We start from the raw sequence: 26,994 nt of genomic DNA, 5'->3' as shown, positions 1-26,994 counted from the left end.
GACCATCGGTGGCATACTTGGTCCATGTCACATCCCGACGTGAGCCAGCTTAATGCCGAGCAACTACGAGCCCTGACTGCCTCGTTGTTCTCGCGCCTCGCCGAGCAGGAGAAGACACTTCAGCAGCGGACTGAACGCAACGACAGCCTTACGCACCGCGTCAGTTACCTCGAAACACTCAACAAGAAACTGACCCACGAGATGGCGTTACTCAAACGTCACCGCTTCGGTAAACACAGTGAACAACTGAACGTTCTGCAACGCACTCTCCTGGAAGACATCGTCGACGCCGACGTGGGCGGCATCGAAGCGGAGCTGGAGGCGGCGCAGGCTGACCCCCTCTCACAGTCCAGGCCGAAACAACAACCCAAGCGTGTACCCCTGCCACCGGAGCTGCCACGCCGGCTGATCGAGCACGAGCCGGACAACACCCACTGCCAGTGTGGCTGTCAGCTCCAACGGATTGGCGAGGACATCAGCGAAAAGCTGGACTATACCCCCGGTGAGTTCACCGTTGAGCGGCATGTTCGTGGTAAGTGGGTGTGTAAAGACTGCGAAACGCTGGTGCAGGCACCGGTACCGGCGCACGTAATCGATAAAGGTCTGCCGACCACTGGCCTGCTGGCACAGGTGCTGGTGGCCAAGTACGCCGACCACCTGCCGCTGTACCGTCAGGAAAGGATCTTCGAACGTGCCGGGCTGGGTATTCCCCGCTCCACGCTGGCCGAATGGGTGGGTCGCTGCGGTGTGGTGTTGCAGCCACTGGCGGATGCCTTGCGCGAGACCATCCTGAGCCACCCGGTGGTTCATGCCGACGAGACGCCGGTGCCAATGCTGTCGCCGGGCAAGAAGAAAACCCACCGCGCCTACATCTGGGCTTACTGCACAACGCCCTATGCCCAGACCCGGGCAGTGGTCTATGACTTTGCGCCCAGCCGTGCCGGGGAGCATGCCCGCACCTTCCTGGGCGACTGGCAGGGCAAACTGGTGTGCGACGATTACAGTGGTTACAAGGCTGGGTTCGGCCGGGGTGTCACCGAGATCGGCTGTATGGCCCACGCCAGGCGCAAGTTCTTTGAGCTGCACGCTACCAACAAGAGCACCCTGGCGGCCAGTGCGCTGAATAGCATCGGTCAGTTGTACGAGATCGAGCGTCAGGCCAGGGATCTGAATGACGAGCAACGTTGCCTACTGCGACAACAACGGGCCGGCCCACTGCTGGAGAACTTCCATGCCTGGCTGCTGGCGCAGCGGCAAAAGGTACCGGACGGATCGGCTACGGCCAGAGCCATTGATTACAGTCTGAAACGCTGGCGTGCCTTGACCCACTATCTCGATGATGGCGCGGTGCCTATCGACAACAACTGGGTCGAGAATCAGATCCGCCCGTGGGCCTTGGGGCGTTCCAACTGGCTGTTCGCCGGATCGCTGCGCAGTGGTCAGCGCGCGGCTGCTGTGATGAGCCTGATAAAGTCAGCCCGAATGAACAGGCTTGATCCTTACACATACCTAAAAGATGTCATGGCCAGGCTACCGACTCAGAAGGCTAGCCGCATTCATGACCTGTTGCCACATAACTGGCAGCCGGAATAGCAAGGTGTGATGGCCGGACGGTTACGAATCAATCCTCCCGGGGTACGAACTCTCAATCGAAGCCGCGATTGCACTGGGAAAACTATTTCTGTCCCCGTTATCCCAGTTTAAGGGGTTAGGTTGGGAAGGGTACGGAAAGGAAAGGGATGCCAATTGCTGTGGTGGGGCTTCAATGACCTCGTTTGAAAGCAAAGAGGGTAGTTCTAAGCAGGCCCTTACTTCCGAATTCGGCCAACAGCAGACGTCACCATACCTACATGGATTCGTTGTTGCGCAAATTCAAGTCGTCATAGTCGGCGGTTGCGCTTGCTAGTTGCGATACGTCTCACTGCCGAAGTCCGGACAGGCCTCAACTAGCTCCGGCGCCTGCAGGTCCTTGCGACTATCCGCAAGCCAGCACTCTTCGAATATCGAGCAGTAGCAAAATGTGAGTGAGGCTCGCGGATTGCCGACGGCACCAATGAGCTTTCGCGCTAGATCAGCGTCCTCGGTATTGAAAATGAAAACTTTTTCATCGGGTCGCAGGACGCGATCACTGATAAAGTCTCGGTTGATTGTGGCTCCGATATCCCCGTCTACGCTGGCAACTAGCTCTGACCAGTTTCTTGTGACGTTCCCATCGATGCTAAGGCGGACATCCTGCATCTTTGCGGGACCAACGCCGACATTTGTAAACCCCAAGGAAAATCCTGCAGCGTCGCCCGTATCGTAATTTTCAATATTCAGCTGCACAAACGGCCAAACAGCTGCCGCGGTCTGCTGGCGAACCGCGGCAGACTCAGTAAGCGCCGCGTAGAGGGCGAGAACAGCAATTACCACACCAACAACCGAGAGGATGGTTTGCCAGAAGGTCAGCCGGATAATGTGATTTTCGGCGCGCAACAGAGAGTGAGACGCAGTTGAGTCAGCATTGATCGTGTTTGTCTTACTTTCCGTCATGCATCGACTCCTTTTTACCTTTCAGTCATCCTTTAAGGAAAGGTTTTGTCATTTTAACTGAGCCGATACCGCGGCACAGTGGCCAAAGTGTAAACTTTACCGCTGGCAGCTTTCGGCCAGAAGAGGACTTCATCCCCGTCTTTAAAGTATTAGATTCGCTTTGACATGAGACGATAAGGCATATACTCGAATTCTGCTTTTTCATACGCGCGAATTGCGGCCTTATTATTAGTATGAACATAAAGCCTTAGCTCAAGACAGTTCTGCTGGCGGCCCGACTTAGCGACTGTATCAATCAAAAGGCTCATAAATCCTTTGCCGCGATATTCCGGCGAGATATACATACTTTGAATCCACCAATAATAACCGGCATTCCAGTCGCTCCATTCTTTGATCACCGATACACAACCGGCCGCTTGTTCTCGATCATCAACTAAAAGCCAATAATCGGATATAGCGCTATCCCTTAGGCCAGCTCCGACTCCCTGTTCGAGAGTTTCGCGATCTTGAATACGCCCCTCTGCATCCATTGCTTCTAGAGAAATGAAATCAACAATGACATTCAGGTCTTCCGGGACAGCTTTCCTAACGCGCATACATCAACCATAGTGCCATATCATTAGACGCCAAGTGCTTTACCTGTCCATACCCAAGTCTTTCGCCTTTGCTTCTTAACGGCAGCTACCGGCCAAAAGAGTAAGTAAAACCGCTGACTGAAATTTTCAATTGATCGTTATATCGAGACTACCTTCTATGAACGCATTAACTCTTGGAACCCAGTTGAGATCAACCTCACCCGTAGTTGTATTTACAAGCTCGTGATCTGCATCATTTACAATAATCGCCTCGAAGGGTTTTCCTCTGAGTCTCCAATATTCGATACTTTCTTTATCAAGGACCATAGGGTTTGAGGCATCATTAGTGGCCAGTATAAAAACTCCCGGCACGCTTATGCGTTCAAGATCAAGAGTGGGATCGTAACTACGAATCAGTGCTGTCGCGCGTGTTTCGGTAATAGCCTGGTCAATAGTCATCCCATCATCTGTAAGGCGGTCGAAAGTATCAGACATTGCTACTGACTGAGCTCCTCCATTCATTGTGACAAAAAAGTCCAGCCGATCTCCGCCCGCCGCAGACACAGCCAACCACCCTCCGAAGCTTGACCCTAATACCCCGACGCGAGAAAAACCATCGGTCCGTAGATAATCTGCAACTGCTTCGAGATCCATGGCTAATCGAGGCACCAGCCATCGACTATTGCGTGTTCCAGGCCGTGTAAATGTTCCAGTCGAAGTGCCACAGCCACGGCGGTCTACCAAAACTATTGCTGTCTTTCCCCGTAAGAACAGGGGTACCGCAGAACTGGTATCAGAACGTGAGCAGACTCCTGAGCCACCGGCTATGATAAGGGCAGTTGCGGGCTCTGAACCTTTTATTCGGTGGACCTCGCCGGCGATTGTGTCGGCACCTAAAGATACGGAGAACTGCTCAATCTCGTGAGAAGTTTCAGCACTCCAGACTACGTTACGGGACAGTAACGCGGCACAGGTTAGAAATACTAAAAAATTACGAGACCAACCAGAAAACACTATTTTTAAATTTAGATTGCTAGCATTCTTCACTTTTTACCTTTCAGGTCTCGGCCAAGAGCAGTCGTAGTAAATCGTGGTCTATCCCCGGCTCTAATTCACCATCCTTGTCTTCAGCTCCTCAAAGAAATTCAGAATAACATGAGCCTCGGCAACTCTTAATTGCCATCGGTTTGGACTTATAGACACCGGACGTTCGGCATCAGTCGATGCTTCCTGCGCATCGAGTATGTTGTTGGCGACAAACGAACCGTCTGCGTAAACATCGTAGGCTCTTACCCGGCCACCACTGTTATAGCTGAAGCGTTCAATTAGAGTTACAGCTCGGCTTGCCTGAAAGCTTGCACCGGGCGCAACATCGACCGCCATCATCTGTCCCGCGCTACGGTAGTAGAGACGTGCACCGTCCTTTGACCATGCTGGTGCCGACCCGCCACCAGAGGAGATTAAGGTCGCCGGTTCCGGACCGGGATAGGGCCTGACATAGACTTCTCTGCGGCCGGTCTGATCTGATGTATAAGCCAGCCAGCGCCCATCCGGCGAAAAAGAGGCATATTCTTCGTTGGCCTCGGATACAAAAAACGCAGACGGCTCGCCCTCTGGCGGCAGTACCCAGATGTCACTTGGCGCATTGCCCTGCAAATAGGCGATCACGCCGGTGGACGACCAGGACGACATAAACTGAGGTGTATCCGAGGCGGCGAGACGTTCGATTTTGCCGCTAGCGTCCGCCGCCATGCGATAAACGTTCGCGACGCCGTTTTCAGTATCATCACGATCGGAACTGAATGCAATAGAGCCCCCGTCGGGGCTCCAGATCGGCCAATGGTTTGAATAGCCTCCCGTTTCAAGCCGTTGGGTTACGCCACGCTTAAAGTCGTGAATGTAAACACTCTTTGCCGCCCCAATTCCAGCAGTGAAAGCAAGCTTGTCTTCCCCGGGTGATAAACGGAGAGTCAGCGTTTCAAGGCGGTCAAGATTAAGCGACTCTGCTTGACCGTCCAGCCCAATCTTTAACACGTCGCGGGGCCGCGCTGGATAGTTGCCACCCTGAGCGTAAACCAGATCCCCAGTCTCAGCGAATGCGAATTGAGCGGCGCCGGTATACCAACCTGGATTTGGCATCGTCACCGCATGCATGACATCCTCTAAAACAGGGATGGGCTGACCCTGGACCTCCAAGGTGTCAGGATCAAAACCAGCCGCCATTAAACTACCCTGACGCATGAAGAGCAGATGACCCGTTTTGATAAATCGAGGATTCATTCCATTGGTCAGAACCGTGGTCAATTCGCCGGTGTTGAGGTTCACCGCCATAATCACAGCCCGTTCCGGATCTGCAGAACGTGCGCGGTGAAACAGCACGGTAGCACTGCCTGGCATCATGTCGGGTTGTGCGTAACGGCGAAATTGACCTGTTTCATTGCCGATGTCCGCCACCAGCTCTGAATTACCTCCGTTTGCCGCCACAGCGTATAACCCGCCATTGCCAGCAAAGATGATGGTGTCATTATCACCCCAGGAGGCACCCCGTGGTCTCCCCTCAGGGATGTCAGTATCAGGGTCGATCATCTGCAGATCGCTTCCTGTTACAGTGACCCGCCGCAATGATCGCCCGGTAAAGAATCCGATCCAGGCTCCGTCAGGGGAAAAAAACGGATTCATGGCACCTTCGGTACCCGGGATGGGGTCGGCCCGTTCCTGGTCCAGGCGCCGGGTATAGAGGCTGGACTCCAAATTGCCAGTGGCTCCAGGTTTCCACGCTGCATAAACCAGCATTGCTCCGTCAGGGGAGAGAGCCAGCGATGTGTTGCTCGGACGCCCCCACACGCCGTCCTGGATACCCCCCAGATAAACTTGAGCTTCTTCGCCGAGCGGGACTTTGAAGCGCACGACCGAGGCCGACCTTGAAGCGGTCTCCGGCAGGAAAGCGCGGGGCACTTCGGCACCCGCTAAGCTGGCTTGTGTATCGAAGTCAAAGCGATCGGCAAACTGAAAACCAGCGACCAGTAAAACCAGGATAAGAATAGCGTAGATAAGCTTTCGGTCAGTACTTTGGTCAATGCGCTGTTGTGGCTGAACGCCTGAGTCGGCTCTGATTCCGTCAGGTGTTACCTCATAGGCCCAGGCTAGAAACAAGGCGACAGGAAAAAGAATAATCAACAGAAACAGCACTAACCGCGGCGCTGAATCGGGTAAGTTCATCAGCGGGGCAATGGTGTCTGCTACCTGAATCAACACCCAAGCCACCACAGCATACACCGCAGCCACGCGGAAGACCCTGCGGCGCTTTAACTCTTCGTACAGCTTGCCCATGAAGGGTCCCTGATTCTTATAAACTATTATGCTGGGAGTCTAGCATAGAAGGAATATCCGCCTAAACGTCTGCTTTGGAGAGCCGAATTTTAAGGGTTTCTGGAAAATTGCTAATGTCTGCAACGGGTCGGCTCCAGTCCCGCAGCTATTGCTGAAATTCAACCCTGCGAAAGACAGCAATCGGCCAACAGCAGACATTTTTCAATCCGAATGCGCTGTGTAGTGAGGCCGACCGATTGAAAACTTTGTATGGTCTCATTCTAATTCCCCAACAAATGGTTATTAAACCAATCTAAAGTTGGCGAAAAAATCTCATCCCGTAACCATAGCAGATGTCCTGCGCCTTCAATTACTAAGAGTTGAACATCAGTACCCACGTCTTGTAATGCATTGTGCATCAATTGGCTTTGTGACATCGGAACCAAATTGTCTTCAGTGCCATGGATTAACAGTGTAGGCGGGTCACCAGCTGAAGCAAAAGACGATGGCGAAAAATCTGGGTATCTTTCCTTAATAAAATCCATGCCTGGGGGTCCCGGTGAGCCTTCTCTTGAAGACCCCATGAGACTGGCTAGGTCCGTGAGTGGTGCCATAGCGACCACTGCTGAAACAAGGTGTGACTCATTACCTCCGGACTCAGCGGCCAATGCTAGCTCTGGATTAAGAGCGACTAAGAGAGCCAGATGACCCCCAGCACTCTGCCCCCACACTCCTATTTTTTCCGGATTTACTTCGTACTGCTCTGCGTTCTGGCGAATAAAAACTACGCCTTGCTGAATGTCAACGACAATTTCGGGTATCGAATAACGTGGAATACTCCCATGACGTAGATCAAAGACGACATAGCCTTCTTCTAACAAGGGTTGATGTGGACTCATTGAAGGCAGGTCGCTTTGTGCATAAGCACCCCCCAAATCAAACCTTGGTGACCTATGCCCGCCACTATTGATAATGATTACAGCTGCTCCATTTCCATCAATAGGAAGGTGAGCATCAAAAGTCAAAGCTAAGCCATCTTTGTGCCCGTAAACTTCATCTTCAACTATAGATTGGTTTTCGGCCGAAAACGCTGGCAAGCAAATTAGGAGAAGTGATAACAACAATTGAACTCTACTGAAGATTGTCAAGTTGTGCTCCTGTCTAGAAGTGGAAAGACTTTTGTATACATGTCAGGGTATCCGAGACACACAACACTTGTATATTGGGACCCTCTCGCTGTATCAGACATACGAGCCGGTTCATTTTTTCCTTTATTCCAGCACTCTAGCGGCCGCACTCGGCCAACACCAGACATTTTTTAACCCTAGATGCACCCGCTCAAGCGTTCAGAAAACGTATAAGCTCATCGTAGGTCTGTTCAGGGTGCTCATCTTGGAATGTATGCCCACCTGGCATTGCCTTCCCTTCGGCGCGAGTGGCTTCCTTCTGCCAAATGCCTAGCACGTCATATAGCCTCCCCATGGGAGCAGAATCTCCCCAAAGCACATTCAGTGGACAATTGATAGTTTTTCCTGCCGCCAAATCGGCCTTGTCAATCTCCATATCCATGTTTGCTGACGCTCGATAATCCTCGCACATTGCATGAATTGCTGCAGGATCCTGATAAATCCGACGATACTCTTCTCCCACTTCACCACTGCCCCCGCCAACGAACATTTCTGTAGCAGAAATAATATTCTCAGCAAAAGGCGCAGGTCGTATGAACATGAACCAGTGGATATAAGCAACAGCAAATTCTCTGGTGGTGTTAGTGTAAAGATAGTGTGCCGGAACAATATCCAAAACGGCTAGTTTTTCCACCTTCTCCGGGTGGTCAATTGTCAGGCGACGTCCAACTCTGCCTCCGCGATCATGGCCAAATAAGATGAATCGATCGTAGCCAAGGCTTTCCATAACTTCGACTTGGTCCAGAGCCATGGTGCGCTTCGAGTAATTTATATGATTTTCTCCTCCATCTGGTTTGCTGCTATATCCGTAACCACGCAGGTCAGTAAGTACAACCGTATAGTCACGTGCTAATTCGACTGCCACTTTAGCCCAGGAGAAGTGTGACTGAGGGGCACCATGTAGAAGTAGTATGGGCGGGCCATTACCGCCGACAAGTGTATGGATCGTAGCACCAGAGGTATTTATCTTGCTGACTCTAAATCCTGGGAACAACCGCTCATCTAGATTGCTTTCCGATTCTTGGGCTAGTAGAGCGGGGGTTGTTGGCAAGAATCCAGTCATACCAAATCCAATTGCCGCTTTAAGCAATTCCCTTTTTGATGTCGCGATCTTGGTCATTCCCATCTCTCTTTAGGTTGAAGGTTCGCCCCGCTAGTTTTAGTTTACAGTTTCTAAATGGAAATCCTCGAGCATAGTCAATTCACGGCCAGGAGCGGACCTTTCGCCATACACATTTGTCGTGTGGTGAGGCCGACCCGTTGCACAGCTTGTTATGTTAAGCTTTCTGAGAATCAATTTGTGTTCTCCTCGCAAAAAAAATCATCTGTAAGAAAGCTGTTCATGATTTCTTGAAAACCCTCTGAATATGTAGATCTGGTGTTGCACCAAACCCCTTGACGAAATCTATTTCGCATGTTGTTTCTCCAGCGGTTCTCTCGTCCCAAAAACTCAGATTCTGAGAAGAGGCCTTTCTGATACTGATAGAACTCATTCTCCCATATCCTAAAACTTGATGTGGTTAATAGAAAGTAAGCAGCACCTTCTCCTGGTTCTGTGAATTCTATTTCACTATTTCCTTTCTCCCATAACGCCGCTATCGAGGTATCTGATGCTATAGCCAAGCTCCAATCCAGCTGTTTATCGGTTATTGAATCCCTTGTTTGGGCTTCCATCATGTCAGTATTCTGTTGGAGTTCAATCGCAAGAAAAACAATTCCTGCAAGAACGCCTAAATTAGCGAGCAGGGATAATAGTTGGTTAAATTTTTCGATATTCATCTAGCTTTCCGCATCGCAGGAATCGCCCGGCGAACATAACATTTTGTTACCTAGAATAACTCCACATTTTGGAAAGCGAAGCTACCTACTAATACCGCTCACGGCCAACTGCAGACGATTCCTCTGAACGTTTTTCCTTCACTTCTTAGGCATTCTTTACTTCTGCTGCCAGCCAAAAGCTAACAGCAGTTGTCATTTAGGAACTCTAGTGCCGAGCTAGGCTATCCGGCATCTTCTAAAACACATCATTGGGCAAAAGGCGTTCAATTTCAGCAATCCAGTTTTGGGCAATTATAATCTCATCATAGTAGCGGCTACTTTGTCGAAAGATTATCAAAAACTGGCTGCCATCTTCTGAAACATCATAAGTTGCGCCCCATGGGCTATAAGTTCCCGATACCTCTAAAGACGCAGCTTCTATTGTTGGAAAAAGGGACCGTGGTGGGCCGAAGCTCAATGGATCTTCAGATTCTACTTCGACAACTTGCATAACCTGATCACCACTATCGATTGTTGCATTAAAAAACAACGCCTTTCCGTCAGCACGCCATAACGGACGCATGCTGGGATCAATCGAGACTCGCCTCGGCTCAGTGCCTGATGGAAATCTTGCCACGAATATTGAGTTATTGAGAATGTAGGTTATCCACTGGCCATTAGGAGAAACGTCAGGTGCTATTGCATTCTCGACTATCAACTCAGCTTCTGTCTGGCCTGGTTGCAGCAAGTAAATACCGTTGTTCTCTGAATTGGTAACTGCAAACAAAAGGGTTTCGCCATCAGCTAAAATAGTGGGAGTATTTGATATATCTTCTGTTGAATAAAGGACTTGCTCCGAGTCATCTTCAATATTTCGTTTAATGATTTCATCCCGTCCGAGTGTGTAATTGGGCTTAGCGAAGATGATGTGTTTACCATCTGGGTGCCAACTCGGGTGGTAGCCTTCCTCTATTTCCAGGCCAAATGGGACCTGTAAAGCCATGTCCCATAGAAAGAGAGTATTGGGGCTGGAGTCTGTCGCAATGGCAGCAAGCCTTCCATCTGGCGAGAGTTTCGAAAGCGCTGATGAGGCTGGCAATTCGCCGATTGGTGTTCGATTACCTTCAACATCAACCCAATTCAATGTTGCCGGAATTGGCGATTCTGATTCAGCAACATAGGCTAAAGTACCATTAGAGGAGTTAACAATCTGAGGTCTACGATCGCTTACGCTCCAGGTAAATTGTTCAAGAACTGGAACCGCAACTCCCACTCTCCGTTCAACTGGGTCGAATCGTGCAACCATCAAATTACGGTCTCGTGAAAAAACAAGATAGGAATCGTTCATGAAGGCAATTAGCCTAGCATTGCCAAGAATTTGCTCAGCATCCCCAGTCTCTTTATTGACTAATAAGATCGATTCAGTTTGAGCGTCAATTGAGGTTATACCAAGAAGAATTTCCCCGGTAGTTGGCACATACGCCATTTCTTCAAATCTCGATGTTGCCGCGAGTGTGTCGTCAATAGGCACTTCAATTGGAGGGCTTTGGGATTCCGCGGCAGCTGATACTTTGAGTAATTTGGATGAATTATCAATGGTAGTAAAATAAATCTCGGAATCCACCCATAGGCCACTGCTACCACTGCGTGTTTGTGTAATATTGACAGGAGAGCGTCCATCAAGCGTCACCCGTTTAAGAATTCCGCGGTCGAATACAGCTACTGACTCACCATCAGGAGAAAAAAACGGGATTCTGGGATTATCAATTCCAGGAATTGGAATCAGCGTACGTTGATCGAGTGATCTGACAACCAATGTTGACTCATTATCAAGTAAGGCTCGAAACACAATTTTCGAACCGTCGGGAGATAAGGCGATCTCTTTACCATTACCGCTTGCTAATTGGTACAAAACCTCAGAAGGGAATACCACACTCAAACGAGAAGTCTGTCCAGCTCCCGATGTCGATGCAGCATTTGAAGTTGTAGGTTGAAAGTCAGAAAAAAGAAAACGATCGGCAACCTGAAAACCAGCGACAAGTATGACAATAGCAAGGATAAGGTAGTTAATCGGTTGGACAGCAGATTGGGATACCGTCGAGGTTGGCTGCATCGTAACATCAACCTTGACGCCTTCTGGGGCCGCCTCGTATGCCCATGCTAGAACAACCGCGATAGGAAAGCCGAGTATAAAAAGAACAGTGACAAAGGAGACTGTCCAATCCGGCATTTGCAGCGCAGGTAGAACAGTATCTGCCACCTGGATAAGCACCCAAGCCACCACGGCATATACTGCAGCAACTCGAAAGACCTTGCGTCTCTTCAACTCTTGAAACAGGTTGCCCATGGAAGCACCTTGATGCGGGCTAGGGACTGCTCCCGCAGGCTTGTTGTTATGTGGAAAACCATACCATATCGGACTGGAAATTGAATGGATTTCGCGGGTAGCCGGGCGAAAATTTCTAAATTCCGCTTGGGGTCGGCATCTAAAGTCTTTGTGCCAAGGGTTGAAACTTCTCAAAACGGCCAATACCGGACCTTATATTCCATGGCCAGGAACCTAGTCAAGAGACAGCACGGTCTGGTATTTCGAGTTCTTGGATACCTTGAATGCCCAAATATTCCAGTATCGATTGTTTCAATTCAGCGTTTCTCTCAAGCAGGCTTTCGAGTCGGGGTAACAGATTATGGGTTACCCTACCTAAATTACTCAGGGTTCCCAGAAAGTCTGGATGGCGTGGAAAGTCCTCGACAGGCTCCACGACATATCTTCTACTCGTAATTTCATCCGATCCAGGTGCGATTTCCGTGATTCCAAATATATCTCTTCGGGAAACTTCTATTAGCTGTTGTCTCGTAGCGGCTTCAGTCATTAGCAACGAGTTCACGAACGCAGCATATTCGTAGTAGTCGAACAATTCCGCACGCAACTTAAAATTCTCGAACAGGTGCAATTGTCCCGATTCCCTCAGCCCGAGGTAAGTTGGTGCGCTGGGCTGCCATATCCTGCCACTAACTGCGCGCCCGTAAGTCTGTCCCAGCCATGTACTATCGAGCATTCTGTCATTGATAAGAGCGGTGGATAGGTTCGCAATTCCCTCAATATTCTCCTCGAGTGAATTGATTTTCAGGGCTACTTCACTAAATTCATCCTCCAACTCGAATAGCATGGCTTCGAGATTAGCTATTGTCAGCACCCGAGCCGCACGTTCTTCCCGCCACTGTTCAATCTGAAACGCAATCAGTATGCCAAGGACTACTACAAATAGTTCAGCAAACAGCCAACGCAGTCGCTGATTTCCTAGTGAAATTATGGGCATCTTCAAATTCTCATCCGGACGACGACGGGTTGCGGCCAACAGCAGACATATTCAAATTGCTGCTACTTCTCTAAAAAGACGCCGCACGTTAAACAGTTCTAAAGACGTAGTCCTGAATATCAGAATCCGCAGGAACCACGCCTGCCTCGATAGCCTGTTGCCAAGCCAATGAATAGAGTTCTTCTAAGTCAGGGTCGTGGTCAAGACCTGAACTTTGGACAGTCGTTGAATAAATTGGCTCTGCATCAGGATCTTCGCGAATCTCTATTATCATGTTTTCACCCATGTTGGTCATGGCGACCGAACTACTTATTTGGCTTTTTCTTTATGTCTCTAGTGCACAACGATTTCGGGTTGCGGCCAGAGGAGGACATTCATCTAAAATTTCCGAATAGAAATGCAGCTTTTATGAAAAAGCAGTCATTCGCTGTATGTATCCCGAGCTCACTCTAGTCCTAGCTCTGATTCCAACTCTATGAGAAGTTTCTTAAACTCTGGGTGAAGCCCCCTCATTTCATGGTAAGTCGCTCTACTGAGCGGGCTTCTAAGATTTCTCCGGATAATTTCCTCGAGATTTGTCCACGCATCCTCGTCAAGTAGCCCATTCCGAAATTGGAAATAGTTATTATCGTAGGAATAGATCGACATGGCGTCTCTGTAAAATCTCTGAACCATATATTCCATGGAAACCCCTGAAACTCGCATCAGTTCTTCAATATCCTCGTTCCAGAAAACTGGTCTTTCTTTTTCCCAGCGCTCGGCTGAATTTAGAACAAATTCGTTGTTCTCAAAATTACTTCGTTGAAACTCTATAGCGATTTCTGACCTATTTTGATACTGAGTGCTAACTGCCAACTTACGGTCAAACGACAATTGAAGCCCAACGAATAATAGTGAAGCAATGATTCCAAGTACTCCTACTATTTCAGCAAATTCAGCAAAGAATTTTAATTGGTTCTTCATCTTAAACTTATTAGGACGTTAAACTTAATCCTAGTCGTCATTACCGATCCCTCTTGCGATAGAAAATTCCACATTTGCAAAAAGCCTATCACCATTGTCAGTTAGTTACCGCTTGCGGCCAAAACCAGCCGTTAGGCAAATTTAAGGCGGTTAACAAACACCAACCTCTTTAAAACATGAATCCAGCAATTCGCGCGAACCAGGGGCACGATACTTTAACTTGGAAATACTATGTTTTTTATTCCCAGTGTTTGATTGTGAGAAACTTCGCTTACAGCTTTAAGAAGCTCAAATTTTAGATGCGAACTCCACGTAGTTAATCCGAGAGGACCTATTCATAATCTATCAAGGGAACCTGATTCACCTTTGCCTACTTTGTCATTAACTTCTGCCGTGAAATTGCTAATCACATTCGCAATAACGGGCTTTTGTCCATCTCCCCAACTCTGCCGCTCGTCCTGGTCGATAAATTTCGAGAACAGTAGTCGATCGTTAATCTCGTCCACGGCATAGGAGGGTCTGCTGCCAATAAAATAATACCTCAGTGCTTCCTGGCGACGATCCCGGACACGAAGATCGGTATCATATTCTATGTCCAGAGTGACCAGTTCCAGGGGTCGACTGGTGGTCAGGTAATAGAGTCGGTTATTACTTCCCCAGTGAGGTTCGTCCCCACCGTTGGTGCTTACCCGCCAACGGTTTGACTCTGTATCCGGGTATGGCCGCACGAATACCTCTCTCACGCCGGTCTCGAAACTCACATAGGCCACGAGCCTGCCATCGGGTGATATACTTGGCAACGTTTCGCCATATTCTGAAACAATCAAAGGGCTGAGCGTGACATTACCCGAAGCCGGGGTGCTGCGCATAATATCGCTGTCGCCTTGCAAACCACGCTGAATAATTAAATTTCCATCCGGGTCAAGACTACGTGGTATCAGCAACGAGTCCCCGGGGATTACTCTGATTGTTTCCCCGGCGCCAGAAGCACTGACTTGCCAGACACCGTTTGTATCTGGATCTTGAGTAGAGCGATTAAAGAAGAGACTGTCGCCATCTAGTGACCACACTGGATTTTCTGCATCACCCGAGCCGGTAACTCTATTGAGGACACCTTGCAGGTTAAAATCGTAAGTCCAGATATCCTCGACCCCATCCACGGACACAGAAAGTGCGATGCGCTGACCGGAAGGAGACAAGGCCATCTCCGTATACGGCCCTGGAGACAGATCTATAACCTCTTCATTCCCATTCTGATCACGCCAGACCAGGGATCTCTGCGATCTCGAAGTGACATTAGTCCCTGGCACATACACCAACATCCCCCGAGATGAAACGGCGTAACTGCCGAAGTCCATGCTGGATTCGTTTTCGATGCCGGAAACCAGTGGCACTGGAGTTCCCACAACCTGCAGTGATTCTTGATCGAAATAAACACCCCATAGATCATTGCCACGCATGAATAACAGCTGACCGGAATCGATCAGCCGCGCGTCATAGGCATTAGCCAGCAGTTGCCGTCTCGCACCGGTTTGCAGATCTATTGACATGAGTGCCGGGTCGCCAGGATTCGCCGATGAATTGTCCCGATTCGCTGTAAAGAGAATGATATCTGTGCCCGGTACAAGCAAAGGGGATTGTAAGTAGGGCAATTTCAGACCATCGAAGAGTAATTCACTGTCCTGGGTGTCAAGCGCATAGCGATACACGGAGTCGGACACGTAATCCTGGTAAATAATGTGATTATTATCGAGCCAGTTGTAGCCGTTTACCTGGACATTCTCAGGCCCTTCCTGTGGCGATCCGCCGGCCAGGGACAAAATACTCAGATCACCAATACCCTGATGTATTGCCAGCATTCGGCCATCGGGAGAAAAGCGAGCCCCATCGATCTCCTCGTCAGTCTCTATCAGAACTCTTGCTTCAAATTGCTCCATGTTCCGCGCATTAAGCTGATATTTTTTGCCGTCAAAACTGGGGAATATTAATTCCTCGCCATCAGGCGAAAATTCAAATCTGGAAATAAAGTTACCGGCATTCATTGGTCGACGAACAAGAGGACCAAGGTTCAAGTTGTAGCGCATTGGGGCCAGGGTAGCGTCTGTAGCAGTAACTGATGTCGATTCCCGTGCAGCTTCGAGGTTTGACTCTGCAAAGCGATCGAAAACCTGGAATCCGGCAACTGCCAGCACCACGATCAGGATCAGGTAATTGATTGGCTGGGCCGATGTGGCTGGCGAACCTGGCGATGCCTGCACCTGTTCATGGGGTTTGATTCCCTCAGCTGATCGCTGGTAGGCCCAGGCCATAACCATGGTGGGGAAGAAGCCCAGGATCAAGAGGACAGTGATAAATGTAATGGTCCACTCGGGGAGTTGCAGAGCGGGAAACAGGGTGTCGGCCACCTGAATAATGACCCAGGATACTACGGCATACACCGCAGCCACCCTGAAGACTTTACGCCGTCTCAGCTCTTGAAAGAAACTACTCACTGGTAAGGCCCTTCGCAGAGCATGGAATTTCGCTCTGTGTGGTTTGTTATTTTGAGCAAAACCTTACCACACCACTCCAAAAATGGAACGAATTACGTGGGGCTGGCGGGTGAATTCGCCTAAAACGCTAACTTCCACTAGGGGTCGAAAGCGGTCTTTTCGCCCTGGAATGGAGCAAGCCGTTGAATTGACGGGATTTCATTTCTGACAGTTTCCGCTGCACTTCGAAAGCGGACTAGCTGGTTATTTTTTAATCAGTTGGATTTCGAGCGGTCGCTCTAGTCCGCAATCGACCCCTAGCGGAAGTTAGAGAATTCGCGGATTGCGTTTGTGAGTCTCACTAAATCCATTCAATTACAAGATTGATATGGTAAGGTTTCCCTCAAAATAACAAACCATACGCGGGTGGTGCCTACGCTCCGTGAAGGGACTTATCAGTGAGTCACATCTTTCAAGAACTGAAAAGACGCAAAGTCTTTCGCATAGCGGCTGTCTATGCGGTTGTGTCGTGGGTGATACTCCAGGTTGCGGACACCCTGTTTCCTGCCCTGCAATTACCCGAGTGGACAATTACTTTAATAACAGTTCTGTTGATACTTGGCTTTTTCCCCACCATGGTTATGGCCTGGGCTTATCAACGCTCTGTTGAAGGGGTCAAGCCAGATGCACAAGTACAAGCTGCACCCGGTTCAACAGCGACATCAGCCCAGCCCATTAACTACTTCATCCTTTTGATCGTATTACTGGTGGCTGGTATACAGGTTTTCGATCGCTTTGTCTCAGCGCCCGATTCTGATCAGCAACCAGTGTCCGCTACAAATCCCGCTACTGCTTCTACGACACCGACAATTGTTTCCCAATTGGACCTCGGACCGATTCAGAGCAGAATGGTAGAGGAACCAGCGCGACTGTTTCGTGGCTATGTGGATCTTGCTGACGATGGTTCCCTGTTAGTCTTTTCAAATTACGATGAGGGTAGCCCGCAACTCTGGATAAAAGAGCTGAGTGAATTGACACCCCGCATTCTATTTTCGGGCAATGGATTTCGGATAGATGCTCCTAGAATTTCTCCAAACAAACAATGGGTTGCTTATGGCGATGGAGGAGCAAGCGGTCTGCGAATTAGATCAATTTCGGGAGGAGAAGCTCGACAGATCGGAATTAACACCAACGACAACCAGACCGAGTGGCTGGACCTTGATTCGCTTATCTGGATAGATGCAGGTGGGCGTTTAGTAAAGTACTCAGTGTCGACAATGGAAAGTGAAGTGATCTCAGAAGCGGATCACTTCCGCTATATGTCCGGCCCCTCGGCGATTAAGGGAAGTAAACAAGTCCTGTTCACCTATCGCGAGCAGGTCGGTGATATACCGGATATCGCCGTGGTGGATCTGGAATCAGATACCTGGCGGATCCTGCTCAGCAATGCTTATTCGCCCAAGTTAACAGCTTCCGGGCATCTATTGTTCATGCGAGGGAGTGATTTATGGGCCGTATCAATTGACCGGCCCGCTTTACAATTAGGGGCCACCCCTGTTCCCGTGGTGCAAGAGATTGAAAATAACCAGCATTCATTGATCCCGAGCGCAACATACTCGGTATCAGAGACCGGAGAGTTAATTTATCTTCCAGGAAGAACGCTCCCTTTAGAAGAGTATCGAATCAGCAAGCGCCAACTGACCTCACTGGACCGGGAGGGCAATGAGTATCCGCTCGCTGTACCCGAAGGTGAATACTTAGACTCGGCGTATTCTGCCGACAAACAACGGCTGTCAGTCACGCACTACGACCCTGATACTGAGCGACCCGATATCTGGATTCACGACCTCGCTTCGCCGGGAATCATGAACCGGATAACCCACACTGGCGACGCAGTGAACGGCATCTGGTCCCAGGATGATAACCACATTATTTTCGATCGCCTGGGCATGAATGGATTGTGGCAAGTTGCCGCAAACGGCACCACCGAGCCGGTACAAATCTATCCCTCCGACTATCCGATATTTGCCCGGTTTCTGACACCCGATGGGGCTATCGTTGGTGAGCGAGTTGTTGAGGGTCAGGATGATATCTATCTGCTTGATCTTTCCCGGTTGGAAGGAATTCAGCAAGATCTGTTATCCGCTGAGTATTCGGAAAGAAGTCCGAGTCTGTCGCCAGACGCCCGCTGGCTGACCTATGCCAGCGACGAAACCGGGGCTTGGGAAGTGTACGTCAGGCCATTTCCCAACATAGATGCGAATAAATGGCGAGTCAGCGTTGCCGGCGGTGAATTTCCGCAATGGAGTAACTCCGGAGAATTGCTGCATTACATCGATTCCAATCGTAATGAGTTGGTCACGGTTGATATTCAGACAGAGCCCGAGTTCCTGATAGGGCAACGCACCGCCGTGTCTTTGCGCAATTACACCAGTCGCAATATGCCACCATTTATCTCTGCCGGCGATGAAGACAATGTTATTGGGCTAAAGACGCCAGATGAGGTGATTGACGAATTCGCCAGATTGCAGTCACCGGAAAAGAAGCTGGCGGTATTGGTCAGCAACTGGTTCGCACAGCTCAACGAAGTAGTTCCGAGGGCTCAAAATTGACTGCAATTGGCGTGTGCCGGGCAAAGGCGGCGCTTATCCAGTAAGTGAAAGTCCCACCCGGCTACCGCTCCCGCCGGAAGCAACTGGAGCGATCATAGAGGTAACGAACTGGGGTGGCGGAGAGGCTCGTAGTACTGAGGAAGCCGGGTAACGCTGATGGAGGGAAGGGGCCTCAGTTCAAGACTAGGGATGGAAGTGGTGAAGGGCCGGTGAACTGATGTAAGCCACACCACTGGTGTGGGTGTCCCAACGACTTTTCGAGACAACGCTTCAAGTCTTCGCCCGCGGCGCCTGAGTCATGACCAGGTGATGTGGTGTCTGTGATAAACGGAACGAGAAGCTCTTTAATGCGCATTGTCCTGCAGGATGAAACGCGCTCCCTGCTCGGCGATCATCACGGTAGGGGCGTTGGTATTCCCTGAAGTGATGCTCGGCATGATGGAAGCATCGATCACCCGCAGTCCATCGACACCATGTACCCGGAGTTGATCGTCGACGACTGCCAGGGGATCGTTGCCCATCTTGCAGGTGCCTACCGGATGAAAGATTGTGGTGCCCAGTTCAGCGGCAGCCTGAAGCAGATCTTCATCACTGACCAGTCCGGCGCCGGGCTTCCATTCCTCTGGGCTGAATCGTGCCAGTGCCTGTGCGGCCATGATGCGGCGAGTGAAGCGCAGGCCCTCAATAGCCACCTGCCGGTCTTCATCAGTCGACAGATAGTTCAGCCTGATGGCCGGGTAATCACGCCAGTTGGCACTTTTTATACGAACGTGGCCGCGACTGCTCGGACGCAGGTTGCAGACCGACGGCGTAATAGCGTTGAATTTATGTAACGGGTCGCCAAACTTGTCCAGCGACAGTGGCTGCACGTGCCACTCGATGTTGGCGCTTGATTGTCCGGGATCGCTTTTGGCGAAGGCGCCCAGCTGCGAAGGCGGCATGGTAAGGGGCCCGGTTTTGAAGAAAAAGTATTCGAGCCCCATCCGGGCGTTTCCAATGAGCGAGTTGGCGCGCTGGTTCAAGGTGACGGTATTGCTGACCTTGTAGACGCTACGCACCTGCAGATGGTCCTGCAGATTCTCTCCCACGCCAGGCAGATTGTGCAGCACGCTAATGCCATGTTCGCCCAGCAAGGCTGTCGGCCCTATGCCGCTGAGCTGCAGTATCTGGGGTGATCCCACAGCGCCTGCACTCAGCAACACTTCTCGTCTCGCACCGAATCGCACGGTTTCGCCATCATTCAGGCAGACTTCGACCCCGGTGACCCGGGCTTTGCCGTACGGTGCTTCCGCCGTCAGTTTTTCCACCTGGGCGTTGATGATTACCTTGAGGTTCGGGCGGGCCAGTGCCGGTTTCAAAAACGCGCTGGTGGCGCTCCAGCGTCTGCCTCTGCGCTGGTTCATCTGAAAATAGGCGTTACCGAAGTTGTCACCACGATTGAACTCGGTGATCTTTGGAATGCCACACTCTTCTGCCGCGTCGCGCCAGGCGTCCAGAATCTCCCAGTTGACTCGCCGCTCCTCCACCCGGAGTTCGCCACCCGCGCCATGGTAATTGTCCGCGCCGTGTTGATAGTCCTCTGATTTTTTGAACACGGGAAGCACGTCCTGCCAGCCCCAGCCTTTGTTGCCCAGCGACTCCCAGTAGTCGTAGTCACTTTGCTGGCCACGCATGTAGATCATGGCGTTAATGGAAGAACAGCCGCCAAGCACCTTGCCGCGCGCATAGCCGATGCTGCGATTGTTCAGGCCGGGGTCTGGTTCTGTGTGGTAACACCAGTCGGTGCGCGGATTGGCAATAGTGTATAAATAACCCACCGGAATATCGATCCAGAAATAGTCATCTTTGCCGCCGGCCTCCAGCAGCAACACCTGGCATTGCGGATCCGCCGACAGTCGGTTGGCCAACACACAGCCGGCGGTACCGGCCCCGATGATGATGTAGTCGTATTGCTGCATATTACGGCTCGTCGAAAACTTCCAGATTACTCAGCACTTTTTGATTCTGACGTGACCACCTGATCAGCAATGACGCAACCGGACCACTCGTACCATAAACATCGTGTGAAAAACTAACTCTGTACCCGTTATCAATAAGCCGCAATCCCAACCGGACTCTTCTGAGTTGTCAGATGTAAGCCCTTTCCAGCATATCTCTTCAAAGCTTGAGGAACCTGCTCTCTCTTCTATCTCAATACTGATTGCGGCCAGGAGCAGAAGCGCCTGTTCAAATAAGCCTGAACACACGGCGGGTGGAGAAGATTCTCTCTCAATTATTCATAACAGAGCCAGTTATGGCCGCCTGTTATCGGTATACGCCGCAACACTTATTAAGCTTAGTTCAAAAGGGCCATCTTTTTTATCGTAAATGTACAGGCCGAATTCAGAAATCTGACTGGTATCGAGCTCGGGGCCATCGAGCCTGAGGCCCCGAAACTGAGGGGAAAAATTCGAGAATGGAATGTCAACTACCTTCGTTTCATCAGGCACAGTGTCGAAATCAGCCCAGTAATTGATTTGGTGTCCACGCCAGGTAGCGTCCGTTTTTAATTGCCAGCTGTAACGACGTCCATCACCCTTAACTTTTACTCTTATTCCGGCAAAACCTGACAAATCCAGTTTCAAAGGTTGTGTACGGATGGCGCTGAAGCCGCCGCCGTTCGTGTTGGTGTTGCCGGAAAATATCAGCTGCCCCGAAGCTGAATGGAACTCACCCTGGCTCCTCCCTCCCATGACGCTGTCATTCTGCACGTACCAGCCTAGATCTGGACTATCTGAATTAAAACTGGTTAGCAGCAACGCGTTCATAGCATCAGACTCCAAGGCGTTGCCAGCGGTTCAGTAAACGTTCACTGGAACTTCATTCCGGTAACGCCAGAACCAGAAATTCCGGCACCGGTTCGCTGGCAATGCTGATGCCAATGTGCTGGCGACCCTCCAGCATATAAGTCATCGGTGCCCCCCGTGGCCTGGCTGGCAGATCCACCATAGCCAATTCCTCGCCGGTGGCCTTGTCACGGGCCAGCAGTACAAAGCCGCCGTCGCGGTCCTGCGCATGAATCAACAGGCTGCTGGTCACGAGGACCGGGTGGCGGCCACCGCCGCCCAAAGGCGGCAGATCCACGCCCTGTAACGCGGGGTGGTTCTCTACATCTGCATCGCCTGCGCCATTTGGCGTCTGCCAGGCAATTTCGCCAGTGTTCATATCAACCGCGGTGATGGTTGAGTAGGGGGGCTTAAGGAAAGGCAGACCCTGGGGGCCGCGAATTCCCCCGAGAGATATCCGTACGTAAGCGATGTTGGCCTGATCAGGGCTGAGCTGCGACATCAGGGGCACGGTAAGGCCGTCACTGGAAGGGATGTACAGCAGGCCGGTTTCCGGGTCGACACCGGCACCACTCCAGTTTGCGCCTCCGCCTGTACCGGGGCGCAGAATAGTGCCTCGATTGCCCCCTGGCTCAGTCAGGGATGGTGGAGTAAACAAGGGGCCGTAGGTGTAGTTCTGCAGAATTTCTTCAGCCTCTGCCCGCAGCGCCGGGGTAAAGTCGATCAGGTCGTCCACCGTCAGGCCCTGACGCGTGAACGCAGGGGGGCGGGTCGGGAATGGCTGGGTAGGGGATGCGACTTCACCGGGAAGTATCGCTGGAGGTACAGGGCGCTCCTCGATGGGCCAGAGAGGCTCCCCGGTTACCCGGTCAAAGGCGAACACAAAACCCTGTTTGGTAACCTGCGCGACCGCTTTGACCGGCCTGCCATCTATCACCACGTCGATGAGATTGGGCGCCGCAGGTGGATCGTAGTCCCAGATACCATGGTGCACCATCTGATAGTGCCAGACTCTTTCGCCCGTGCGGGCATCCAGTGCGACCAGGCTCTGGCTGAAGAGGTTGTCACCCGGACGGTGACCGCCATAAAAATCATCCGTTGCGGCTTCGATCGGCAAGTAGACGTAGCCCAGCTCCGGATCGGCACTCATCATGGTCCAGACCCCGGCATTGCCCGCAGTACGCCAGGAGTCCTGCTCCCAGGTCGCCACGCCAAATTCGCCGGCCTGGGGGATAGTATGGAACACCCAGGCCAGTTCGCCACTGGGGAGATGCCAGCCACGAATCCACAAGGGTGGTCGTTCCTTGAAGCGGGGGCGGTTGGAGGTGATCTGTGACGTAATCAGGATGTCGCCCACAACGATGGGCGGCGAGACCACCGCCAATGGCTGACCGCCGCGCCAGTCCAGCACGTTGCGCTCGGCGCGCGGGATGCCGACCGTCAGATCGATGCGGCCGTTCGCGAATGCCGGATCGGGAATGCCGGTGTCGGCATCGAGGGCCAGGACGAAGGCATCCTGGGTGCTGACCAGCACGCGACGTGTTTCACCCTGTTCCCAGTAGGCTACGCCACGGGCGTGGTAGCTGATGGGGCTCATGGTCGGTCCCGCCAGGTAGGACTGGGGGTTGTAACTCCAGAGGGTTTCGCCGCTGCGTGCGTCGATGGCGGCAACCAGGCCCAGGGCGGTAATCATGTAAAGGCGACCATCTATCATGAGGGGAGTGCCCTGTAAATTATTGATGCGGATGCCGGAATTGACTTCCAGCAGGGCCTCAAGGTCAAGATCGCCGTCGATGGAGCGCCAGCGCCAGGCTGTTTCCAGGGTCGAGAAGTTGTCCGCGTTTATCTGCTCCAGTGCCGCGTATTTGGTGGAGCCGGCATCTCCCGCATAGCTGGGCCATTGTCCATCACTGACACCCTGTTGGGCTGGAACGGCAGAAGGAAGTAACAGAGTAATTAACAGGCCTGCAAAAACAGTGCGCGGATTCGTGTGTTGTTTCATAGGATAACTTTCGGTTGTCGGCTAAGGGGTTATTGTTATTGGCAATATCAGAGGAAAGTATCTTTCCGCGGGCAGCTTGTCCAGACCGGCGATCAGAGCAGCCACCTTTTTCTTCTGTTCGCTATTATTTGCTCATGCTTATTTCGTTGTTTAAGGCCTGCCAGGATACCGGACGATCTGGGGCAGGTGGGCTGGGCCAGTCTCAAGCTGGCCTCGTTCGAAGCAGTTACTTGCGCACCCACTGGCCGTTGGGCAACTGGATGTAGTGGCCACGCTGGGTAGCCTCCACAGCCCGCTCGTAGGCTACCGCGGTCACCTGTGCCAGGGTGATGCCGTTCTCCTGGGCGATCTGCTCGTAGCGACGCCGACGCTCCTCGTTGACCTGTTGCACCAGTGCCCGCACCCCAGCGGGAACATCGCTCTGCACCAGCCCCACATAACCGTCGCGCTGTTCCCCGACAAGCCCCTGTTGCTTCGCTTCCTGCAAGGTCTGGGCGTAAGCGCTGTGGGTTACCAGCAGCAGTAACAGTATTCCCAGCAGGCGTGGCACATGTGGCATGTAACGGATCATGGTGAGTCTCCTAAAACAGGTTGCTGTCTTCGCTGAAGATATCATCCAGCTCTTCTTCCACCCGGACCCGGATGTCGTGCTGAATGCGCACGTTGAGATTAATGGTGATGGGCTCTTCCGGAGCCGCCACTCTGACGGTGGGGGTGCAGGAAGCGACCAGCAGCAGTGAAGTTGGTAACAGGAGCAGCAGCGCGCTGCGCGCGATAAACTCGTTCATGGGCATCTTATCCTCTATCCATGGGCTTTATGTTACCCGGTGCACATTAACCCTGGCTTAATTGCAGGTCGCCACCCGTGCACCGTCGAGTCTACTGCCTATTCAGTCGCTGTTCCAGACGTTCGGTGATTGCGCGGCTGGCCTGGAGGGATCGGAGCAGGGCTGGGATGTTATCGCTGATATTGATATTGACATTGATGCGCCGTCCGCCCTCCAGTTCAGGGTTCATCCCCTGCAGACTGACAGCAACCTCCATGTTACCGGTTTCGCTGTAGTTGAGCTCGGCATCGAAATGTTCAAATTGGTAGTTCGACAGGGCCTCGTTGATGAGTTGCATGGTTGCGTTGCTGCTGGTCGGGTTAGCTGCCGTGTAACGTATACTGCCGCCCGGATTCAGCGCGCTGATCAGGCCGCGGTCGATGGTAACGCCGGCAGGGCCCAGCAACAGCGGCATGTAACCGCTGATGGTGCCGCTGACCTGCAGGTTGGGGTAGTTGGCAAGCGCCACGATAGTGGCCAGGTCGAGTTCAACCAGGGCAATGTCGAGACGATTCTGTTCGGCATTGGTGTCGTACTGCAGCTCGGCTATCTCCAGACTGCCGCCTAGCAGTTCAGTATGGGCCTGCTGCACGGTGACCAGTCCGGCGCCCGTGTCGAAGCCATAGCGCCAGTCGATGCGGTTCAGGGGCAGGCCTACGTCCAGAGTGGCAAGACTGGCCTCCTGCAGCGCATCGGTGTACAGCGTTGGCCCGGTGCCGAAGCGGGCGTGCAATTCGGTGTTCAGGCCTACAAAAAAGTTGTTCGCGACCGTGCCGGACAGGGCGTCCAGACGCAGGGTCAGGGGGCCGCTCAGCTGCCACAGGCCGGCGCCGCCTGGCTGCCACTGCAGGGTTGCCTCGCCGCTGAGACTGCCTGCTACCAGATCCGTGTTCAAATCCCCATAGGAGACCAGGCTCGCGAGATTGAAGCTGTCTGTGAAAACGTACTCCTGCAATGTCAATGCGGCGCTGCCGGCTCCCAGGCCCTCGTTGCCCAGGTTCTGGTCGATCGCCAGGATGGCCTGCAGGCGATTGTCCAGGCTGAAGTTCAGCCCGGCCGACAGCGTCCCGGCGTTGAGCTGGATCTGACCGGCGACCTGCGGGTTTGTCAGCGTCAGGTTGGTGATGCCGGGTTCGAGGCGGGTGCTGACAAGGTTGAAGCGCAGAGCGGGGGTTGTTGCCAGCTGGAGGGCCAGCTCGCTGAGATCAAAAGCGGCTGCCGCGCGCTGCTCAGCCAGCTGGATTTCAGGCAGGCTGAGAGTCACCAGGGGAGAATGCAGTTGTGCCGTCTCGCCGCTGTAATCGACGGCGATCGCGCCGCTCAATACCGCGTCACTGCCGGTGATCGAACCCGCGTTCCAGCGCTGCGCAGCCAGGCTTGAGTCAACTGCCAGATTACAATTGCCCGGGTCGGCACAGAGCAGGGAGAGCTGTTCTAAATGTATGTCTCCCTGCATCGATGCTGCGCCGCTATTCATGCTCAGGTCGCCTTGCAGCTCCTGTGCAGCAAGGGACAGGTCTCCCAGTAAGGAGCTGGCTGAGCCCCGAACCTGCAGTGGCAAGTGTATCCGTGCCTGTGCATCCAGCTCGGGCGCCTCCCAGCGAACCTGCAACAGAGAGTCGGGCGAGTCCAGGGATACAGTCAGGGCAGCAAGTGAAGGCTGGTTCGATAAATCCTGCAGCCGTAATTCACCCTTGAGTTGGAGTACCTCTGAAAGTATCGCCAGGCCGTTCAGTTTTCCGGCTATGCCAGGCAGGGACAGCAGGGGGACAGGATTCAATACCGTTTCAGCTTCCAGGGCCAGGGAGTCGTTCAGTACAGTCGCGGTGAAGTCGGACTGGAGCGTTTCCCCGGTATTCCTGTCGAGCCTGGCAATTCCGATGAACTCCCTGGCACTGGCGGCCTGTACGGTGAGGGCCAGATTCCAGGCAGCGAAGTCTGGTAGCGACAGCCGGGCTTCCAACAGCAGCGGGGCGCTGGTCATGGTAACGCTGGCGCGTATTTCCCTGCGGCCATGGAAGCGCAGCTCGCCGACATCGGCGCGGTCAAAAGGTAACCTGGACAGAGGCGCCAGCTGTTCCTCAAGTACCCGGTCCGAATTACCGTTTGCCGCTTCCGTCGCCGTTGGGGTTATCCCGATCCGATCGATCTGGACCGTGAGAATGCGTCCGCGCAACAGCTCGCCAGGCCGATAGGTGAGGCTTACCCCGTCGAGATCAGTCTGATATCCCGGCAGGCTGAGTGTCACCGCCGCCACATCGGCTCCCTGCCAGCCCAGCCGGACAGATTGCAGGGACACTACATGGATGCCGGTCCCGGCCAGCAGCAGATTGGCCACCGGGGTCAACACCCTGGCCGGAGCCAGCAGGACCGAGCCGATCAGGAGGCATGGCAACAGGATCAGAAGCAGAACTGTTAGATGGCGACGTTTCACGACAAGAATTTCACCTGGGCTTGCCAGCAGTCTGACTGCTGGCCCCGACTATTACAAGACTGAATCCAAGGCTGATCGAAGAGGCGGCCCGAGCCGCGGAATGAACGGCTCTCACACAGAGAGCCGTTCCGAGGGTAGCAGCGCGGCGGGAAAAATCAACCGTGACAAGCGGTTACTCT

20 protein-coding genes are annotated in these 26,994 nt (G+C 52.4%); 2 read left to right on the top strand and 18 right to left on the bottom strand.

Features of this window, described 5'->3' with window-relative positions:
* The first annotated feature begins 24 nt into the window (after nt 1–24).
* Entirely contained in the window at nt 25–1,593 is a 1,569-nt protein-coding gene (locus tag R3F50_18795; GenBank protein MEZ5492336.1) for an IS66 family transposase, read from the top strand.
* A 309-nt stretch (nt 1,594–1,902) separates the two neighbouring features.
* On the opposite strand, the gene R3F50_18790 is transcribed toward R3F50_18795, so the two are convergent.
* From R3F50_18790 to R3F50_18735, 12 genes are all read right to left on the bottom strand, one after another.
* Nucleotides 1,903–2,532 carry a hypothetical protein gene (locus R3F50_18790; protein ID MEZ5492335.1) on the bottom strand — a complete coding sequence of 210 codons (630 nt, stop codon included), beginning with the start codon at nt 2,530–2,532 and terminating at the stop codon, nt 1,903–1,905.
* Nucleotides 2,533–2,681: 149 nt separating this feature from the next.
* Nucleotides 2,682–3,128 carry a GNAT family N-acetyltransferase gene (locus tag R3F50_18785; protein MEZ5492334.1) on the bottom strand — a complete coding sequence of 149 codons (447 nt, stop codon included), beginning with the start codon at nt 3,126–3,128 and terminating at the stop codon, nt 2,682–2,684.
* 126 nt (nt 3,129–3,254) lie between these two features.
* Nucleotides 3,255–4,121 (bottom strand): alpha/beta hydrolase, encoded by an 867-nt coding sequence (locus tag R3F50_18780; GenBank protein ID MEZ5492333.1) that lies wholly within the window; start codon nt 4,119–4,121, stop codon nt 3,255–3,257.
* A 93-nt stretch (nt 4,122–4,214) separates the two neighbouring features.
* Nucleotides 4,215–6,437 carry a hypothetical protein gene (locus tag R3F50_18775; protein MEZ5492332.1) on the bottom strand — a complete coding sequence of 741 codons (2,223 nt, stop codon included), beginning with the start codon at nt 6,435–6,437 and terminating at the stop codon, nt 4,215–4,217.
* A 260-nt stretch (nt 6,438–6,697) separates the two neighbouring features.
* Nucleotides 6,698–7,564 carry an alpha/beta hydrolase gene (locus tag R3F50_18770; protein MEZ5492331.1) on the bottom strand — a complete coding sequence of 289 codons (867 nt, stop codon included), beginning with the start codon at nt 7,562–7,564 and terminating at the stop codon, nt 6,698–6,700.
* Nucleotides 7,565–7,754: 190 nt separating this feature from the next.
* On the bottom strand, nt 7,755–8,597 hold the full coding sequence (locus tag R3F50_18765) for an alpha/beta hydrolase (protein ID MEZ5492330.1): 843 nt from the start codon (nt 8,595–8,597) through the stop codon (nt 7,755–7,757).
* 299 nt (nt 8,598–8,896) lie between these two features.
* Nucleotides 8,897–9,382, bottom strand: a complete 486-nt coding sequence (locus tag R3F50_18760; protein MEZ5492329.1) for a hypothetical protein — start codon at nt 9,380–9,382, stop codon at nt 8,897–8,899.
* Nucleotides 9,383–9,617: 235 nt separating this feature from the next.
* Complete coding sequence (locus R3F50_18755; protein MEZ5492328.1) at nt 9,618–11,708, bottom strand: hypothetical protein; 2,091 nt, start codon at nt 11,706–11,708, stop codon at nt 9,618–9,620.
* A 217-nt stretch (nt 11,709–11,925) separates the two neighbouring features.
* On the bottom strand, nt 11,926–12,681 hold the full coding sequence (locus R3F50_18750; protein MEZ5492327.1) for a hypothetical protein: 756 nt from the start codon (nt 12,679–12,681) through the stop codon (nt 11,926–11,928).
* Nucleotides 12,682–12,769: 88 nt separating this feature from the next.
* On the bottom strand, nt 12,770–12,976 hold the full coding sequence (locus R3F50_18745) for a hypothetical protein (protein MEZ5492326.1): 207 nt from the start codon (nt 12,974–12,976) through the stop codon (nt 12,770–12,772).
* Between the two features lie 149 nt (nt 12,977–13,125).
* Nucleotides 13,126–13,644 carry a hypothetical protein gene (locus R3F50_18740; GenBank protein ID MEZ5492325.1) on the bottom strand — a complete coding sequence of 173 codons (519 nt, stop codon included), beginning with the start codon at nt 13,642–13,644 and terminating at the stop codon, nt 13,126–13,128.
* A gap of 335 nt (nt 13,645–13,979) precedes the next feature.
* Entirely contained in the window at nt 13,980–16,136 is a 2,157-nt protein-coding gene (locus R3F50_18735; GenBank protein ID MEZ5492324.1) for a hypothetical protein, read from the bottom strand.
* A 614-nt stretch (nt 16,137–16,750) separates the two neighbouring features.
* On the opposite strand from R3F50_18735, the gene R3F50_18730 reads away from it, so the two are divergent.
* The gene (locus R3F50_18730) at nt 16,751–18,727 is read left to right on the top strand and encodes a hypothetical protein (GenBank protein MEZ5492323.1); all 1,977 of its coding nucleotides are present in this window, start codon (nt 16,751–16,753) and stop codon (nt 18,725–18,727) included.
* Between the two features lie 344 nt (nt 18,728–19,071).
* Here R3F50_18730 and R3F50_18725 read toward each other — a convergent pair whose 3' ends face one another.
* The 6 genes from R3F50_18725 to R3F50_18700 all read right to left on the bottom strand — a co-directional run bounded on the left by R3F50_18725 (nt 19,072) and on the right by R3F50_18700 (nt 26,815).
* Nucleotides 19,072–20,685: a GMC family oxidoreductase N-terminal domain-containing protein gene (locus tag R3F50_18725; GenBank protein MEZ5492322.1), complete on the bottom strand. Its 1,614-nt coding sequence runs from the start codon at nt 20,683–20,685 to the stop codon at nt 19,072–19,074.
* Nucleotides 20,686–21,018: 333 nt separating this feature from the next.
* Nucleotides 21,019–21,534 carry a CIA30 family protein gene (locus R3F50_18720; protein ID MEZ5492321.1) on the bottom strand — a complete coding sequence of 172 codons (516 nt, stop codon included), beginning with the start codon at nt 21,532–21,534 and terminating at the stop codon, nt 21,019–21,021.
* A gap of 52 nt (nt 21,535–21,586) precedes the next feature.
* Nucleotides 21,587–23,554, bottom strand: coding sequence for a PQQ-binding-like beta-propeller repeat protein (locus R3F50_18715; GenBank protein MEZ5492320.1), 1,968 nt, complete (start codon nt 23,552–23,554; stop codon nt 21,587–21,589).
* 226 nt (nt 23,555–23,780) lie between these two features.
* On the bottom strand, nt 23,781–24,125 hold the full coding sequence (locus R3F50_18710) for a YdbL family protein (protein ID MEZ5492319.1): 345 nt from the start codon (nt 24,123–24,125) through the stop codon (nt 23,781–23,783).
* 10 nt (nt 24,126–24,135) lie between these two features.
* Entirely contained in the window at nt 24,136–24,342 is a 207-nt protein-coding gene (locus tag R3F50_18705) for a YnbE family lipoprotein (GenBank protein ID MEZ5492318.1), read from the bottom strand.
* Nucleotides 24,343–24,433: 91 nt separating this feature from the next.
* A complete protein-coding gene (locus tag R3F50_18700; protein ID MEZ5492317.1) occupies nt 24,434–26,815 on the bottom strand; it encodes a YdbH domain-containing protein in 2,382 nt (793 codons plus the stop codon).
* Between the last annotated feature and the right edge of the window lie 179 nt (nt 26,816–26,994).

It is taken from the genome of Gammaproteobacteria bacterium (genome assembly GCA_041395725.1).
In the GTDB taxonomy this organism is placed as follows: Bacteria; Pseudomonadota; Gammaproteobacteria; order Pseudomonadales; family Pseudohongiellaceae; genus NORP240.
Note: the sequence above shows the minus strand (reverse complement) of the source record. Positions and strands in the feature narration are given on the sequence as shown.

Excerpts from the sequence above, each read along its gene's own strand:
- R3F50_18795 (MEZ5492336.1), top strand. The coding sequence starts at position 25 with ATGTCACATCCCGACGTGAGCCAGCTTAATGCCGAGCAACTACGAGCC.
- R3F50_18790 (MEZ5492335.1), bottom strand. The coding sequence starts at position 2,532 with ATGACGGAAAGTAAGACAAACACGATCAATGCTGACTCAACTGCGTCT.
- R3F50_18785 (MEZ5492334.1), bottom strand. The coding sequence starts at position 3,128 with ATGCGCGTTAGGAAAGCTGTCCCGGAAGACCTGAATGTCATTGTTGAT.
- R3F50_18775 (MEZ5492332.1), bottom strand. The coding sequence starts at position 6,437 with ATGGGCAAGCTGTACGAAGAGTTAAAGCGCCGCAGGGTCTTCCGCGTG.
- R3F50_18760 (MEZ5492329.1), bottom strand. The coding sequence starts at position 9,382 with ATGAATATCGAAAAATTTAACCAACTATTATCCCTGCTCGCTAATTTA.
- R3F50_18755 (MEZ5492328.1), bottom strand. The coding sequence starts at position 11,708 with ATGGGCAACCTGTTTCAAGAGTTGAAGAGACGCAAGGTCTTTCGAGTT.
- R3F50_18750 (MEZ5492327.1), bottom strand. The coding sequence starts at position 12,681 with ATGCCCATAATTTCACTAGGAAATCAGCGACTGCGTTGGCTGTTTGCT.
- R3F50_18745 (MEZ5492326.1), bottom strand. The coding sequence starts at position 12,976 with ATGACCAACATGGGTGAAAACATGATAATAGAGATTCGCGAAGATCCT.
- R3F50_18740 (MEZ5492325.1), bottom strand. The coding sequence starts at position 13,644 with ATGAAGAACCAATTAAAATTCTTTGCTGAATTTGCTGAAATAGTAGGA.
- R3F50_18730 (MEZ5492323.1), top strand. The coding sequence starts at position 16,751 with ATGGTTATGGCCTGGGCTTATCAACGCTCTGTTGAAGGGGTCAAGCCA.
- R3F50_18725 (MEZ5492322.1), bottom strand. The coding sequence starts at position 20,685 with ATGCAGCAATACGACTACATCATCATCGGGGCCGGTACCGCCGGCTGT.
- R3F50_18720 (MEZ5492321.1), bottom strand. The coding sequence starts at position 21,534 with ATGAACGCGTTGCTGCTAACCAGTTTTAATTCAGATAGTCCAGATCTA.
- R3F50_18715 (MEZ5492320.1), bottom strand. The coding sequence starts at position 23,554 with ATGAAACAACACACGAATCCGCGCACTGTTTTTGCAGGCCTGTTAATT.
- R3F50_18710 (MEZ5492319.1), bottom strand. The coding sequence starts at position 24,125 with ATGATCCGTTACATGCCACATGTGCCACGCCTGCTGGGAATACTGTTA.
- R3F50_18705 (MEZ5492318.1), bottom strand. The coding sequence starts at position 24,342 with ATGAACGAGTTTATCGCGCGCAGCGCGCTGCTGCTCCTGTTACCAACT.